The following is a 15468-nucleotide window of genomic DNA, read 5'->3' on the forward strand; positions in this document are numbered from 1 at the left end:
CGAGCCCACCACCAAATGGTCTTGATCGAACGCATATTCATGGCGAAATCCATAGCCGCGAAAAGCGGTATGCGCAACAGGTTTGAAAGTCTGTGGGGTGGCTGCCGCTTTCGCAACCCATGGCACATGGCCAAGACCGGCAGTCCTGCCTAGACTCTGCATCAAACAGCAGGAAGACGGGAAACATCAAATGACCCAGCAGTTCGACCGCGCACGGACGTTCCATTCCCTCCATGTCAAGGGAAACCCGATTGTCCTCTACAATGCCTGGGACCCAGGCTCCGCCAAGATCATCGAGAAAGCAGGGGCCAAGGCCATCGCCACCGGAAGCTGGCCGGTCGCGGCCGCTTTCGGATTCGCCGATGGCGAGAAAATCCCGTTGGAACTGGCGCTCGAAAACATCAAACGCATCGTTGCGGCGGTGGATGTGCCGGTAACCATGGACCTCGAGGGGGGTTACGGGGTCGCTCCGGAGGTTGTCGCCCGCAGCGTGACGCTCGCCGTGCAGGCTGGAGCCGTCGGCTTTAATTTCGAGGATCAGATCGTCGGCGGCAGTGGGCTGCACGACATCGCCATACAGGTGAGGCGGATCGAAGCGGCTGCAGCGGCGGTGAAGACGTCGGGTATTCCGGCCTTCATTAACACCCGAACCGACATTTTCCTGAAGACTAAACCGAATGCGCACGACAAGGCTCTTCTCGATCAGGCGATCGAGCGGGCGCACGCCTACGAAAGGGCCGGAGCGCATGGCTTCTTTGCGCCGGGGCTTGCCGATGAAGGCCTGATCGAGGCGCTCTGCGAGGCAACGGCATTGCCGGTCAACATCATTGCCCTGGCGCATGTGCCGCCGCGCCAGAGGCTTGCCGAACTCGGCGTCGCCCGCGTGAGCCATGGTCCGGTGCCGTACCGGCAGATGGCCGAATGGCTGGAGGCCAAGGCGCGACAGGCGATTTCGGGGTAGCCTGGCGGGGTGCGTCAGTCCTCCAGCGTTCCCGACCTTGCATCGGCGCTCGTCCCGTCGCCGACCAGCTTCAAGAGGTCTTCGCCGGCGCGGATGATGCGGCGGGAACGCCGCGTCAGGATGAGGCCCGCCTGCGGCGCCAACACTTCCGTGCGGCCGTCGGGCTCGCCGGGCGCGTGGACGATGGTGGCAAGGCGCGCACCCTTGGTGACGCGGTCGCCCGGTTTCACGTCGTAAAGGATCGCGCCCGAGCGGGGCGCCGGCATCATCTCGATGTTTTCGAGCGGCGCGACGAGCCCAACGAAGCTGCCAGGCGCGGGCAGCGCCTGGTCCTGGATGACGCCGCGCGCCACCAGCAGCCGGTAGAGCCCTTCGGCATCGGCGCCGGCGAGGGCGCCGTCGACATCGAGTATGCCGCGATATTCGACGGTGGTGGCGACGCGCCGGTCGAGGCACGCGACGCCGGCGGGAACGTTCTGATACGGCATGATCGAGGCGCCTTCGAAGGTGCCGTCGGGGTCTTCGTCCCACAGCATCACCGCGTCGACGCCCATGGCCGCTGCACAATCCGCCATGGCCGGCCACAGGCTGGTGTGGACGTAAAGATAGGCGAGGCCCTCATCGTCGCAATGCAGGCCGAGCACGATGTCGTGGCCGATGGAGAGCTGCAGCAGCCGCGTTTTCAGCCGCTGGTCGACCGTGCCGTGCGCCGGCAGCAGCGTGAGGTCGGGCGCGGCGAGCCGCGGAAAGCCGCGATTGAAATTGGTGCGCGTGCCCAGATGAAAGCGGCCCTGATGGTCGCCGTAAAGATATTGCGCGCGGCCGATCGGATTAGCCCAGGGCACGATGGTCATATTGCCGGTGATGCGGCCTTCGGCTTCCGCCTTGCTGAGCATCGGCATCAGCGTGTCGATGGCGACGACGCCCGGCAATTCGCCGGCATGAAGTGCCGCCTGCAGATAGAGGGAAGGCGCCGTCTTGTCCGTTCCGGAGAAGCGGAAGACGGGGAATTCGTAGGAAACACCTTCGCTGTCGCCGGCGACGCGTTCGATGGACTTCTGCATGGGATGCCTCCGGGAGAAGAGGCGGAACACATGCCCTTTTGCCGCTGGGCTGTCGATTGGTCCAGCCGGCGCCGCCATGGGCGCACGATTCTACCCGGCCGTCACACCAGCGGCTTGAGTTCCTGGGCGATGGTCGGCAGAAGCTCCGAGACGTTCGGGTGGATGTGCACGGCGCGCGCTAGCGTGCTGACCGGCGCCTTGGCATACATCAGGTCGAGCACGCAGTGCACCGCCTCGTCGCCGCCCGGGCCGAGCACCGAACAGCCGAGGATCTCCTTGGTGTCGGCATCGACCAGGATCTTCATGAAGCCTTGCGTCTCACCTTTTTCGACGGCACGGCTGACGCGGGTCATTGGCCGCTGGCCGACCAGGGCGCGGCGGCCGGATTTCCTTACCGCTGTCTCGGTCATGCCGCAGCGGCCGAGTGGTGGGTCGATATAGAGCGCATAGGCCTCGATGCGGTCGCTGACCTTGCGCGGATCGTTGTCGAGCAGGTTGGCGGCGACGATCTCGTAATCGTTGTACGAGGTGTGGGTGAAGGCGCCCTTGCCGTTGCAGTCGCCCATCGCCCAGATGCCGGGCACGCTGGTGCGCAACTGGTCGTCGACGACGATGAAGCCGCGTTTGTCGACCTCGACGCCGGCTTTGTCGAGGCCGAGATCGTCGGTGTTTGGCGTGCGGCCGAGCGCCAGCAGCACATGCGAGCCGACCGCAGCCGCCTTGCCTGGCGAGAAGGTCACGGCGATTTCGTTGCCTCGCCTGGCGAAGCGGATGTCGTCGGCGCCGAGATGGACGGCAATGGCTTCGTTTTCGAGGATCGACAAAATGGCGTCCGAGACATCCTCGTCCTCGCGACCGATCAGACGCGGGCTTTTTTCGATGACCGTGACTTCGGAACCGAAGCGGCGGAACATCTGCGCGAATTCGAGCGAGACATAGCTGCCGCCGACAACGATGAGATGGCGCGGCAGCACGTCGAGATCCATCATCGAGGAATTGGTCAGGTAAGAAATGCCGTCGATGCCGGGCAGGTCGGGCACCGAGGCGCGCCCGCCGGTGTTGAGGAATATCTTTTCGGCGCTCAGCAGATCGTCGCCGACGCGCACCGTGTTGGCGCTTACGAAGCGCGCATGGCCGCGATAGAGCGTGCATTTGTCCATGCCGGCAATCCAGTCTTCGAGATTGCCGCGGGCGTCATTGGAGACCTTGTCCTTGCGCGCCTTGATCGCCTTGTAGTTTACGCCAACGGGACCGGATAGCGTCACCCCGTAATCCGCGGCGGAGCGGGCGAGATGCGTGGCATAGGCGCTTGCCACCATCGTTTTGGTCGGCGTGCAGCCGGTGTTGACGCAAGTGCCGCCGACCAGCTTTCGCTCGATCAGCGCCACGCTCATGCCGGCCGCATTCAGCCTGCCGGCGAGCGGTGGGCCGGCCTGCCCGGCACCGACGATAACGGCGTCGAATGTCTTTGCCGTCATGCCGCCGCCGCCGCGATCAGAAGCCCGCCGACGATCGCCACCGCGTCCTCGATGAAGGCGGCCGGCGGGTCCTTGCCGAAGGCGGCGGCCAGGCGTTTACGCGCCTCGGCGCCGCCCAGCGTGCCGATCACCGCGCCGATGGCGCCGGCGATCAGGCCGCCGATGGTGGCGCCGCCGGTCGCTCCGATCACCGCGCCGGTGAAAGCGCCCAAGACGATACGCGTGCCGAATTGCTGCGGCACCTTGCGGCTCGGCGCCGAGGGCAGCTGGTCGGTGACCAGTTCGGCGATGGCCAGGATGGTGAAGATGCCGACGGCGATCCAGTGGCCCATGAAGCTCGCCCACGTGTCCGCGACCGGCAACCAGCCAAGCCAGGCGCCCCAGGCGACGGCGGCGGGCGCGGTCATGGCGCGAAGCCCGGCAACGATGCCAATCAGGAGTGCAAAAATGTACAGCATGATTGATCCCCTCGATGGCCGGCTTGGGACAGGTCCGAGAGAGCAAGCTACCATAGGTCCGGTATTTGACCAGAGGTGGTGTCGCCGCCGGCGCTTCCGTATTTGCAGCACTTGTGCTTTGGCAAAGATTGAGACTGGAGTTGCGGCCATGGCCGAAAGCGAACGCACGAAAATGGCGGCGGGCGAGTGGTATTGCTGCCTCGATCCGGAACTGGAGGCGTTGCGCATCACGGCGCGAGACGCGGTGTTCGAGCACAACAGCCTGCCGCCCCGGCAGCGTCGCGACATCGGGCCTGGATTGCGGACGCTGCTCGGCGCTGCGGGCGAGGGCGCCCGGATCGAGGCGCAGTTCCACTGCGCCTATGGCTTCAACATCTTTCTCGGCGACCGCGTTTTTCTCAATGCCGGCTGCACCATTCTCGATACGGCGCCAGTGCGCATCGGCAAGGGAACGCTGCTCGGCCCGAATGTGCAGATCTATTGCGCCGAGCACCACAAGGAGGCTGCGGGGCGGCAGGCAGGGCTGGAGATCGCCAGGCCGGTCGAGATCGGCGACAATGCCTGGATCGGCGGCAGTGCCGTCATCCTCGGCGGAGTCAGGATCGGCGATGGCGCCATCGTCGGCGCCGGTGCTGTGGTGACGCGCGACGTGGCGGCGAACACCACGGTGGTCGGCAATCCGGCACGGGTAATCAGCAACAACTGAGCACCGTGCTTCTGTTGCCGGTCACGTCCTCGTTCTGATGGACATGGGGGCGGCTATGTCACTTGGCCGGAGGTGGATGCAACCGTGTGTCGAGCGCAAACGCCTCCTGGGTCTTCATGGCGTATGCCCCTCTGGCGAGGCTCGCGTCGAAGATCAGGTTCCAGCTACGCTGCGATACCGCGCTCGGAATCACCACGAACCGGTGCCGTTGCAGAAGATCGTCGCCAAACGCCTGTTGCCCGGAGCTCGGAATGCCCGGGCGCAACCAGTTGGGGTTGGGCACGGCGGCGGGGTCGACGATATGCACATCCGCGACATCGCTGACGATCGCTGCCGTCATGACATGCGCTATCGTGTCGAGCGCCCTGAAGCCCTTATGAACCGCAACCTCGAGGATCGCAGTCGACGGATCGATCGAGCAGTAGACGGCGCGCACGCCCTTGCTGTTCCAGCGTCCGCCCACCCTGTATGCGCCCTCGCCACTATCCCATGTAGGCGCAAACGCGGCTTGATCGAGGCGCCATCCGATGAGGTCGGAGCCACCAAGCGCCGCCGGCAGCGGCGTCATGCATAAACGCCATATTCAAGCCGTTCCAGATAGTCTTCTACAAGCTCGATCCCCGCCGGCGTCGCCAGAAGGTCGATTGGACGACGCTGGTCGAGCCCAATCGCCGGGCGCTCCAGCCATTGCTCTGCCTCCGCCTGCGAACCGAACACGTCGGTCGCTTTCGACAGGATCTCCGCGAACTTCCAGGTGCGTCCGCTCTGGTCCTGACTGAGAGGCTTGGACGGAGCATCCTTGCGGCGCTGGTAGGTGCGCAGGCTCATGCCGACGGCCTTCTCCAGCGAATCGGTCTTCTGGATGAAGACGAGTTGCCCGATAAGATGGTCCAGCGCTGAAGCCGGCAGGCCGTGCAGAAGCAACTCGTGGGCATCCAAAGCGCTGCTGAGGCGCCTTGCCAGAATGCGGCTGCCGCCTAGCAATTTCGCCACCTTCTGAAGTTCATTGTTTTTTGCTGCTGGCGCAGCCTTTTCCAATGCCATCGCCACGGCGAGCCCTCTTCGCGTCATCTGTCGCTTTAATATATGACAGATGACGCAGAGCCTTTCAAGCACGACAGGATCGAGAGCAGGGCAATCGCTTCGAGAGAAAAGATAGCCTACTCGGGCCAGATGGCAGTCCAACGTCGGCACTGAAGCGATTGCCCTGGAATCGAGCGCGAGCCGAATTTCACCTCGGCATGTGCGCCACGCGCTCCTCCTGAGCACTCTTCGAGAATTCGCGCCGGTATTGCGCCGGCGAGGTTCTGAGGCGCGCTGCGAAATGCTGGCGCAGCGAGGTAGCGCTGCCGAAGCCGGCCTCGAAGGCAACCGTGTCCATCGATTTTTCCGTTGCTTCCAGCAGCCGTTGCGCCAGCTGGACGCGCTGGTCGGTCAGCCAGTCGCCGAAACTGGTGCCGATCGTTTTCTGGAAACGGCGCGTGAACGTCCGGCGGGTGAGGCCGGCGTGACCGGCAACGCTGTCCAGACTGTGCGGCTCACCCAGGGTTTTGCGCACCGCTTCGAGAGCCTGGGTGAAGCGGTCCGCATTGCCGGTCCTGGCGATGGGACGTTCGATGAATTGCGCCTGCCCTCCCTGCCTGTGCGGAGAAAGCACAATCTGCCGGGCAAGGCGAAGTGCCGCCTCCGCGCCGTAACGAGCCCGTACGACGTGCAGGCAGCAGTCGAGCCCGGCGGCGACGCCGGCGGATGTCACGACATCGCCATTGTCGATGTAGAGCACTTCCGGTTCGACGAGAATGTCGGGATAGAGTTCCTGCAGCTGATCCGCGTAGGCCCAGTGCGTCGCCGCTCGCCGCCCCGAAAGCAGTCCGGTCGCCGCAACAGCGAACGTTCCCAAGCACAGTCCGACGATCAGCGCACCGCGCTCGTGCGCGCCAAGCAACGCGTCGATCAATGCCGCTGGAGGCGAGCTCCCGAGATCTTTCCAGCTTGGCACGATGACGATGTCGGCGTCATCGAGCGCGGAAAGCCCGTGCGGGACGCTGATGGTCAGCCCGGCATCGGTGCGGATCGGCCCGTCCTCAATCGCGCAGACCCGGAAGTCGAAGCGCGGCAGGCCGAGCTCCGTGCGATCCGCGCCGAACACGAGACACGGCACGGAGAGATGAAACGGGCTGATGCCATCGAAGGCGATGGCGGCAACGGCAGGATCGGTCATGGGAGCTCCAGCAACGGGTGAGGCCGATTGTCCCAATTCTTTCGAATAATGTCAATCGGGACACTTTTTGCAATCCGGTGCCGAGCTTATCGTCCACCCATCAATGTCCAACGGGAAAGGAAAACCCCATGTCGCAACCAGCCAAAGGCAAAGCTCCACGCCGCGCCCTCATCGTCATCGATGTTCAAAACGACTATGACGGCGGCAACCTCGCCATCCAGCATCCGCCCTTCCGCGACAGCGTCGTCAATGTGGCGCGTGCGATGGATGCGGCCACCGAGGCAGGCGTCAAGGTGGTGGTCATCAAACAGTTGGCGCCGGAAACCTCACCGGTCTTCGCCAAGGGCAGCCATGGCGCCGAGTTGCACCCGGAAATCGCCAGGCGAAACCGCGACCACTACATCGAAAAGAACTTGCCCAGCGCCTTCACCGGCACGGACCTCGAGGAGTGGCTGCGCGCCAACTCTATCGATACGATCACAGTCATCGGCTACATGACGCATAATTGCGATCTGTCGACGGTCATCCACGCCGTGCATATGGGTTTTGAGGTCGAGTTCCTGTCGGATGCAACGGGGTCGTTGCCGTACGCCAACAGCGCGGGCTACGCTTCGGGGGAGGAAATCCATCGCGTCGTGACGATCGTATTGCAGTCGCGCTTCGCGGCCGTTCTCAAAACCGCCGAGTGGATCGATTGCCTAAAGACCGGCGTGGTACCCCAGCACGACACACCCTATGCCTCCAACCAGCGCGCGCTGGTGCGAAGCGCGGCGTAGGAGACTGTTGCGAACAGGCAGAAGGGCGCCGCAGCGTTGCGGCGCCCTTTGCCGTTCAAGCGTTGATTATCCCTAAAACAGGCCTTCGATCTGGCCCATTTCGTTCAGGAAAATCTTTTCCGAGGATGGCGCTTTGGGCAGGCCGGGCATGGTCATCACCTCGCCGCAGATGATGACGACGAAGCCGGCGCCGGCAGACAGCCTGACCTCGCGCACCGGTACGGTATGGCCGGTCGGCGCGCCGCGCAGATTCGGATCGGTGGAGAAGGAATATTGCGTCTTGGCCATGCAGACCGGCAAATGACCGTAGCCGGCGTGCTCCCAGGCGTGGAGTTGGTCGCGCACCGATTTGTCGGCGATCGCTTCGGAACCGCGATAGATGCGCTGGACGATGGTGTTGATCTTTTCGAACAGCGGCATGGCGTCGGGATAGAGCGGGGCGAATTGCGACGCGCCGGATTCGGCCAACGCCACGACTCTTTTGGCCAGTTCCTCGATGCCGGCCGATCCCTGAGCCCAGTGCTTGCACAGGATCGCGTCTTCGCCCATGGAGGCGACGTAGTCCTTCATCGCCTGGACCTCGGCCTCGGTATCGGAGTAGAAATGGTTGATGGCGACCACTGCCGGCACACCGAACTGGCGGATGTTCTCGATGTGGCGGCCGAGATTCGCACATCCCTTCTTGACCGCCTCGACGTTCTCCTTGCCGAGGTCCTCCTTCTTGACGCCGCCGTTCATCTTCATGGCGCGAACCGTGGCGACGATGACCGCCGCGGCGGGCCTCAGGCCGGCCTTGCGGCATTTGATGTCGAAGAACTTTTCGGCACCGAGATCGGCGCCGAAACCGGCTTCGGTGACGACGTAGTCGGCAAGCTTCAGCGCCGTCGTCGTGGCAACGACGGAGTTGCAGCCATGCGCGATGTTGGCGAAGGGGCCGCCATGGACGAAAGCCGGGTTGTTCTCCAGCGTCTGCACGAGATTGGGCTGCATGGCGTCCTTCAAGAGTACGGCCATCGCACCGTCGGCCTTGAGGTCGCGGGCATAGACGGCCGACTTGTCGCGACGATAGGCGACGATGATGTCGCCGAGGCGCTTTTCCAGGTCCTTCAGGTCGGTCGACAGGCACAGGATGGCCATGACTTCCGAGGCGACTGTGATGTCGAAACCGGCCTCGCGCGGGAAACCGTTGGCGACGCCGCCGAGCGAACAGATGATCTCGCGCAGCGACCGGTCGTTCATGTCCATGACGCGGCGCCAGACGACACGGCGGGTGTCGATGCCGAGCTCGTTGCCCCAATAGATGTGGTTGTCGATCAGCGCCGACAGCAGATTATGCGCGGTGGTGATGGCATGGAAATCGCCGGTGAAGTGGAGGTTCATGTCCTCCATCGGCACGACCTGCGCGTAGCCGCCGCCGGCGGCACCGCCCTTGACGCCGAAATTCGGTCCGAGCGAAGCCTCGCGGATGCATACGATGGCCTTCTTGCCGATGCGGTTGAGGCCATCGCCCAAGCCCACCGTCGTCGTCGTCTTGCCTTCGCCGGCCGGTGTCGGGTTGATGGCGGTGACGAGGATCAGCTTGCCATCCTTGTTGCCCTTCACCGACTTGATGAACTCGGCCGAGATCTTCGCCTTGTCGTGGCCGTAGGGCAGAAGATGTTCGCTCGGAATGCCGATCTTCTGGCCGATCTCCTGGATCTGCTTCTTCCTGGCGCCGCGCGCGATCTCGATGTCGGACTTCACTTCGGCCATGGACGACTTCCCTCTGAATTGGACGGATTTGACTAGTGTGGTCGCAAGAATAGCCCGGCATTGCAGGCGCGGGCATGTTCTACCCCTGTCGCTGCCGCGGCGTCAACTTTCATGCAACTATGTTTCCTACGAAGAAAATGCCTCTGCGGCCGGCTGCCCTGCTACAGGTTCTTTTCGCGCCGGTTGCCGCGCCGTATAGAAGCCAGAGCAGGCGCGGTTCCGCCGTCTCAAAACAGCCGCGTAATACGCGAAAAGCGACAGAAGCAACGGCGCAAATTCACCAGCGCCGGCTGTGCGGGACGATCCGCTACTGCGTCAGCACGTTGCTGATCTCGACCATGTTCGAGCGCACCCTGAGTATGTAAAACCCCATCGTCGTCAGATGTGTCGGCAACAGCCAGCCGTCCTCGCGGCCATTGGCGATGATGAAGGGCTGGATGCGCAGCGCCGACACGAATTGCGCGTCCATCGTATCCCACAGGTTCTGCAGGTGCTTTTCCTTGATGACGTCCTCGAAGTCGGCCTGTGCGCCCTTCATCAGCCCGTAATAGGCATAGAGCTGGCCATAGGCGAACCAGAAGCGGTCGTCGGCGCGTGTGTCGAACCAGCCATTATTGTGGTTTTCGGCACGCTCCTTGAGGATCGCCGAGGTCGAACCGATATCGGACGAAATGCGGTCGATATACTGCTTGAGATTGTCGGCGCGGGCATCGAACGTCGCCTGGCAGGCTGCGAGGCGGGCATTGAAGGAACGCAGCTTGCGCACCGCGTCGCGATAGTAGCTCGGCGTCGGCGTCTTGGGCCCGAACGGGTTCAAGCCGAAATACCAGGTTTCCTCATCGAACTGCAGATTGCCGCGGGCGTCCTGCAGGTCGGCGTCGATCTGCGAGGTGGTGCGGACGCGGCCGAGATTGTCGGCAAGCTCGGTCGCCGTGCGCCGCACCGCCTGGTTGATGCCGCGCTGGAACGACGCCTTGTTGTCCATGAACGGCGTGTGGTCCCAGTCGATGCCGAACAGGCCGAGCTTGTAGAGGATCATCGACGACACCCAGGCATTCTGGTTGACGTTGAAGTCGGTCAGGTCGGCAGCGACCTGGGCAATGGCTGAATTTCCGCAGGTCTTGGCCGTGTCGGTGCCGGCGCCGGCGGAAACCTGTTCACCGGCGGAGCTGTTGCGTTTTTCGAACGTGTATTTGTCGACGTAATTCGGGTCGAAATTGTTCCACCACTGGGTGGCGTAGAAGAAGTTGACATAGAGACCGATCAGCACGAGCACAGCCAGGCCGAGCACCGCCTTCAGGATCCAGCCGCGTTGCGTGTACCAGCGCCCCGCCCACAGGAACGGCCACAGGATCGCGCCGATGAGCAGGCCGATGCCGCGGCCAATCCACTGGAAAATCCGGGTGAAGAAATTCACGATCGGATCAAGCATGGCGTCACCCCCTCAGTCAGTCAAGCCGTAGAGGCGTGTGCGAAACGCCACCTTGTCCTTCAGATATGTGGTTTTCAGAACGTCCACAACATGCGATCGCCAGGCGTCGCTGAAGCCTTCATAGTCCCTGTAGAAGCCCGGCTTGTTGAAGACGTAACGCGAAACGAAGTCCTGCGGCACGAAGTCCGAGATCAGCTGGTTGGTCAGCCAGGCGTCGGGATGGTCCGGCTTGGCGCGGATGACCAGGAAGCGCTGCTGCGGGAACACGTCCTCGATCTTGAGATGGCCGAGCTGGGCGATCTCGCGCTTGGCGGCGTTGAGGAAAGGAAAATTGCCGTCCCTGGTGATCAGATCGGTATGGCCGTGGATCCAGGTCTGCAGCCAGACCTTGTCGACGTCGGTCAGATTGCGGTCGGGATCGGCGTCGCGGATCAGCGCGCGCACCACCATTTCGGCGCGATGCTCGAGATAACCGGAGGTTTCGATCCATGAGGCGCGCGGCAACTCGAGGCGGCCGGTCGAGGCGAGGAACTTGAACACCTTGTCGGCGTCGTGGATCGAAAGGTAGCTCACCTGCCATGGCCGCGAGCGGCGGAAGCCCGGCGCTGCCGGGTCGCTGATCACCGTCGTCACGTCCGGATCGACAAACACATAGAGCCCGCCGAAATGGCTGGTCCAATAGGCATTGTGGCGGAAGATCACCTGGTCCGGCACCAGCGCATTCTCGCGGATGTCGCCGCAGATCTTCGCCAGCTCGACCATGTGGGCCAGCATGGCGTTGTCGCGCCAGGCATCCGGCTCCTGCTTCAGCCGGTCGACCAGCTTGCCGAGTTCGGCGGCCTTGCCGAGCACATCCTCCGCCGACAACACCTTGAACTCGACCTGATTGATCGACAGCAGGTCCTCGATGTCGTCGACCTTGGGGACCGAATCCTCGATCTCGCCGTAGATGACGTCCTTGATGGTCAGCGCATCGATGGCACGCTGGTTCTTGGACATGAATTCGTACATCAGCAGCGAGGTGTTGGAGAACGCCGTGTGCACCACCGGCAGGTCGATCTGCGACGGCGTCAGGATGATAAAGCGGCGGTTGACCTCGTTCGGATCGAGGTAGCTGTAGTCGCCGCATTCCTCGGCGACCTGCGGCGAGAAGCCGGTGCGATCGATCTCGAAGCTTTTCAACTTGGTCGGCTTCAAGCCGAACGCGACCATCGCCTTGTTATAGCGCTGGATCAGGTGCGGCTCGTCGATCGTCAGCAGCCGGCCGTAGATCAGCTCGTTGTCGCGCAACAGATCGGGCTTCTTGGCGGGGCTCATGCTTTCTTCTTCCCGTTCACGGGGAGAAGGTGTCCGAACGGCGGATGAGGGGCGCGAACGCTCCTTCTCCCCTTGTGGGAGAAGGTGGCCGACCAAAGCTCGGTCGGATGAGGGGTGTTCCAGCTTGACGAATACCCCTCATCCGTCGCCTTCGGCGACACCTTCTCCCACAAGGGGAGAAGGGGGCGTCGGCGCATCTCACGCATTCCACAGCCCCTTTTTCTTCATCTCCTCGATCTCGCGCACGGCACGCTCCCGCAGACGGGTGTCGCGGATCATCTTGGTCACCGTCGCATCGTCGGACTTGTCGGAATAGCGGAATTCGGAATCCGCATAGCGGTTGATCTCCTGCATGACCATGTCCATCGAGAATGGCCCGCGCAGCTCCTCGATCATCGCTTTCTTGTCGTCGTAACCCTTGTGCATGAAGGCTTCCGGCTTTTCGAACCATTCGTCCGGCAATTCGATGTCCATGGCGCGCATCTTGATGGCATCGGTAACGTTCTTGATGGCGCGACCGGTAAAGCGCGGCTCGGCATCCTTGATCATATGCAGATAAGTGCCGATGTCGGCCATCGTCTTTGGCGCGCCATTCTCCTTCATGTAGCGCTCATAGACCTTCATCAACCCGTCTTCCTGTGGCTTCTCATGCTCCTCGTAAGCTTCCATCACCGCGCGCTGGATCTCTTGCGCCACATAGAGCTTGTGGTCGCCGAGCGGGATCTTGTGGTTCTTGCCGGCGAGCAGAACGAAGATGTCGATGTAGTCGTCGCGGCTCTGCGGGCCGTCGACCAGCCAGCGCGCGCCGGCGCGCTGGCGTAGCGCGTCGTCGACGTTTTCGGGATAGTTGGAGAACATGCCGAACGAGCAGTTGCCGCGCACCACGGTCGCCGCACCTCCAAAGGCGTCCATCAGGACGCCGGTGATTTCCTGCTGGCCGGCCGAGGCGCGGTCGTCGGACCGGCGTGCCGCCACCTGGTCGATATCGTCGATGGTGCCGAAGCCGATGACGCGCGGGTTCAGCACATTGTTGATGAACTGGCGGCAGTTCTGGCCCGACTTGCCCTGGTAGGAGGAGATCTGGTCGACGCCGAAATTCTCGTAGGCGAAGGGATAGCCGGCGACCTGGCAATAACCATTGAGAAGACCGGCGATCATCTGGATCAACGTTGTCTTGCCGGTGCCGGGCGCGCCATCGCCGATAAAAGTGAACAGGAAGCCGCCGAGCTCGACGAACGGGTTCAGCTCGCGCTCGAAGTCATAGGCCATCAGCATCTTGGCAAGCTTGACCGACTGGTATTTGGCGATGTGGTTGCCGACGACCTCTTCCGGTTTTTTGAAGGTCATCACCAGCGGCTTTGCCCGCTTACCCGGTGCGACGTCGAAGCCGTCAAGGGTAAAATCGTCGACGTCGATGCGGATATGCGCGTTCTCGAACGGACCGATGCCGTCGAAGCGGCCCTTTCGCGCCAACAGCCCGTCGATGGCGACGCGGGCAAAGGCGCGGGCGCGGGTCATCAGGTCGGCATCGTCCTTCGAACCTGCTATCGCCCTGTCGAGCCCGGCCACGATCGACTTCACCGCATCCTGTGGCGTGTCGAACAGAAAGTCCGGCTCGGGCGTGTCGTTCGGCGCCTCGCCGTCGCTGTCGATCAGCTGGAACAAATAGGAGGCAAGGCTGAAGGCGGAGATGTAGGCAGAGGCCGACAGCAGCTTCTTGAAGGTGGCAGCTTCATCGCCTTCGAGCGGCGCGCGGGCGTTTTTCGCCTGCAGACTTTCGAGGTCCGAGCCCTCGGCGAAGACATCCGATATGGCCAGCGCTATCGCTGTGCCGCGCCGGGCGCGAAACAACAGCGTGTGCTGCTGGATGGTCAGCAACTGGTCGCCGGAATGGACGGCGGCGACGGTTTTGGCGAGCTCGACCTCGCGCGTGCGGCGCACCGAGCCGACCGAGACGGTAGAGACGAAGCGGCGGTTGGTGCCGGCAAGCGCGGTGCCGGACTCGCGCGATGGGTCCTCCAGCACGACGATGCGAGTGATGAAACTTTGCGCAGTGGCACGGTGCTTTTCAATTGCCGCTTCCGGGATGGTGGTCAGGCCGGTGTCCATGGAGGATGCTCCGCGATTTGACGGTCAGACGTCGCTGATGACCTGCCCTTTGGACAGGATGTGGACCTTGTAGCCCGAAAAGATCTTCTGCGCCTCGCCGGCGGCATAGAGCGCCTGATAGGCCTCGTGCGGAATCAGCGCATGGTTCTCATAGCTCGACACGCCTTGCCGCGCGGCCTCGAGATCGTCGGTATTGATGAAGAATTCCTGCGTCGTCTTTTCGCTCGAAAACAGCCCCTTGCGGCCTGGCTTTTCGGCCTTGGAAAAGACCTCCTGGATGGTCCAGGTCAGCAGCCAGGCGTTTTCCGGCTTGCGCACCTTGGCCAGCACTTCGCTCACCGTCGAATTGTTGTCGGTAATCCCTGCAGAATAGAACGGGCCGAGCACGACGCGACGCAGTTGCTTGGGATGCAGCGGCTCGAAATCCTTGTCGAGGTTGACCGCGATGGTCGCCGGCGACAGCGCGTAGGCGGAATTCTTTTCGGTGAAATCGTCGAAACGGTGCGCAAGCTCGGGATTGAGCAAGCCGTCGACCGGCAGCGGAATGTCGATCCTCTCATTAAGTTTGCCGCTGGAGTCGACAAGCTGCCGGATCATGTCGTCCGAGGAATCCTCGACCGTCACCATATACACAAGCGGCAGGTTGGCGCTGCCGTCGAAGCAGGCCCAGTGGACCAGATAATAGGGCCGCAGCGTCTTCGGATTGACCGACACCTTGACTGTCTGGGCCAGCGTGAACGGGCCGAAGGTGGTCTCGCTCTTGACGTCCTCGAGGTAAAGCCGCTCGGCCATCGACTTCTGCAGCGCTTCGGGAAATTCCTTGTGGCGCAGGATGAAGTCCGCCATTTCCTCGCGCAACTCATCGGCCAGCGGAAGGTTGGCGAGTCGCGCATCGGCCTGGAGCCGGTCGTTCTCCAACTCGAGCAGGTTCTGGAAGACCGGAAAACCGCTTTCGGCGCGCGAGATGCGGAACGTCTCGGTGAAGCCCAGCCGGTTGCGCCAGCACGAGAACGACTTGTCGAGCCGCGCAATATATTCGGCCACGACCTTGGCGACGATGCCGTGCCGGTAGAGCGGCGAGCGATCGTCGCGCATGAACACTTCGAGGCCGCCAAGTGCCGCCGCGATCGCCGAGAAATAGCGCGCCGCCGCTTCGTTTTCGGGGGTCATGCTGCCAGCCCTTGGGAGCAGTGC

General features: G+C 62.8%; 14 protein-coding genes. 3 read left to right on the top strand and 11 right to left on the bottom strand.

Going from position 1 to position 15468, the window contains the following annotated elements:
• Nucleotides 1-190 precede the first annotated feature (190 nt).
• Nucleotides 191-961, top strand: coding sequence for an isocitrate lyase/PEP mutase family protein (locus tag NKK47_RS06580; protein WP_352456438.1), 771 nt, complete (start codon nt 191-193; stop codon nt 959-961).
• 14 nt (nt 962-975) lie between these two features.
• Here NKK47_RS06580 and NKK47_RS06585 read toward each other — a convergent pair whose 3' ends face one another.
• From NKK47_RS06585 to NKK47_RS06595, 3 genes are all read right to left on the bottom strand, one after another.
• Complete coding sequence (locus tag NKK47_RS06585; RefSeq protein WP_352575746.1) at nt 976-2025, bottom strand: M14 family metallopeptidase; 1050 nt, start codon at nt 2023-2025, stop codon at nt 976-978.
• Between the two features lie 101 nt (nt 2026-2126).
• Nucleotides 2127-3503, bottom strand: coding sequence for an FAD-containing oxidoreductase (locus tag NKK47_RS06590; RefSeq protein WP_352575748.1), 1377 nt, complete (start codon nt 3501-3503; stop codon nt 2127-2129).
• Complete coding sequence (locus NKK47_RS06595) at nt 3500-3961, bottom strand: DUF4126 domain-containing protein (protein ID WP_352450545.1); 462 nt, start codon at nt 3959-3961, stop codon at nt 3500-3502. The genes NKK47_RS06590 and NKK47_RS06595 overlap by 4 nt, the downstream gene beginning before the upstream one ends.
• A 148-nt stretch (nt 3962-4109) precedes the next feature.
• Between NKK47_RS06595 and NKK47_RS06600 the strand changes: the two genes are divergently transcribed.
• A complete protein-coding gene (locus NKK47_RS06600) occupies nt 4110-4667 on the top strand; it encodes a sugar O-acetyltransferase (protein WP_352575750.1) in 558 nt (185 codons plus the stop codon).
• 58 nt (nt 4668-4725) lie between these two features.
• Here NKK47_RS06600 and NKK47_RS06605 read toward each other — a convergent pair whose 3' ends face one another.
• The 3 genes from NKK47_RS06605 to NKK47_RS06615 all read right to left on the bottom strand — a co-directional run bounded on the left by NKK47_RS06605 (nt 4726) and on the right by NKK47_RS06615 (nt 6888).
• Complete coding sequence (locus tag NKK47_RS06605) at nt 4726-5235, bottom strand: RES family NAD+ phosphorylase (RefSeq protein ID WP_023679518.1); 510 nt, start codon at nt 5233-5235, stop codon at nt 4726-4728.
• Nucleotides 5232-5711: a type II RES/Xre toxin-antitoxin system antitoxin gene (parS, locus tag NKK47_RS06610; RefSeq protein ID WP_352638288.1), complete on the bottom strand. Its 480-nt coding sequence runs from the start codon at nt 5709-5711 to the stop codon at nt 5232-5234. The genes NKK47_RS06605 and parS overlap by 4 nt, the downstream gene beginning before the upstream one ends.
• A gap of 187 nt (nt 5712-5898) precedes the next feature.
• Entirely contained in the window at nt 5899-6888 is a 990-nt protein-coding gene (locus NKK47_RS06615; RefSeq protein ID WP_254819147.1) for a helix-turn-helix domain-containing protein, read from the bottom strand.
• A 128-nt stretch (nt 6889-7016) separates the two neighbouring features.
• On the opposite strand from NKK47_RS06615, the gene NKK47_RS06620 reads away from it, so the two are divergent.
• Nucleotides 7017-7664 carry a cysteine hydrolase family protein gene (locus NKK47_RS06620; RefSeq protein ID WP_352575752.1) on the top strand — a complete coding sequence of 216 codons (648 nt, stop codon included), beginning with the start codon at nt 7017-7019 and terminating at the stop codon, nt 7662-7664.
• A gap of 72 nt (nt 7665-7736) precedes the next feature.
• Here NKK47_RS06620 and NKK47_RS06625 read toward each other — a convergent pair whose 3' ends face one another.
• From NKK47_RS06625 to NKK47_RS06645, 5 genes are all read right to left on the bottom strand, one after another.
• Nucleotides 7737-9416: a formate--tetrahydrofolate ligase gene (locus NKK47_RS06625; RefSeq protein ID WP_352575754.1), complete on the bottom strand. Its 1680-nt coding sequence runs from the start codon at nt 9414-9416 to the stop codon at nt 7737-7739.
• A gap of 307 nt (nt 9417-9723) precedes the next feature.
• Nucleotides 9724-10848, bottom strand: a complete 1125-nt coding sequence (locus NKK47_RS06630) for a DUF2333 family protein (protein WP_023679513.1) — start codon at nt 10846-10848, stop codon at nt 9724-9726.
• Nucleotides 10849-10860: 12 nt separating this feature from the next.
• Nucleotides 10861-12165, bottom strand: a complete 1305-nt coding sequence (locus NKK47_RS06635; protein ID WP_352575756.1) for a DUF6638 family protein — start codon at nt 12163-12165, stop codon at nt 10861-10863.
• A gap of 198 nt (nt 12166-12363) precedes the next feature.
• Nucleotides 12364-14274: an AAA family ATPase gene (locus NKK47_RS06640; protein ID WP_352575758.1), complete on the bottom strand. Its 1911-nt coding sequence runs from the start codon at nt 14272-14274 to the stop codon at nt 12364-12366.
• Nucleotides 14275-14298: 24 nt separating this feature from the next.
• A complete protein-coding gene (locus NKK47_RS06645; protein WP_352488971.1) occupies nt 14299-15444 on the bottom strand; it encodes a hypothetical protein in 1146 nt (381 codons plus the stop codon).
• Nucleotides 15445-15468 lie beyond the last annotated feature (24 nt).

This window comes from Mesorhizobium sp. M0019, assembly GCF_040323975.1.
GTDB lineage: Bacteria > Pseudomonadota > Alphaproteobacteria > Rhizobiales > Rhizobiaceae > Mesorhizobium.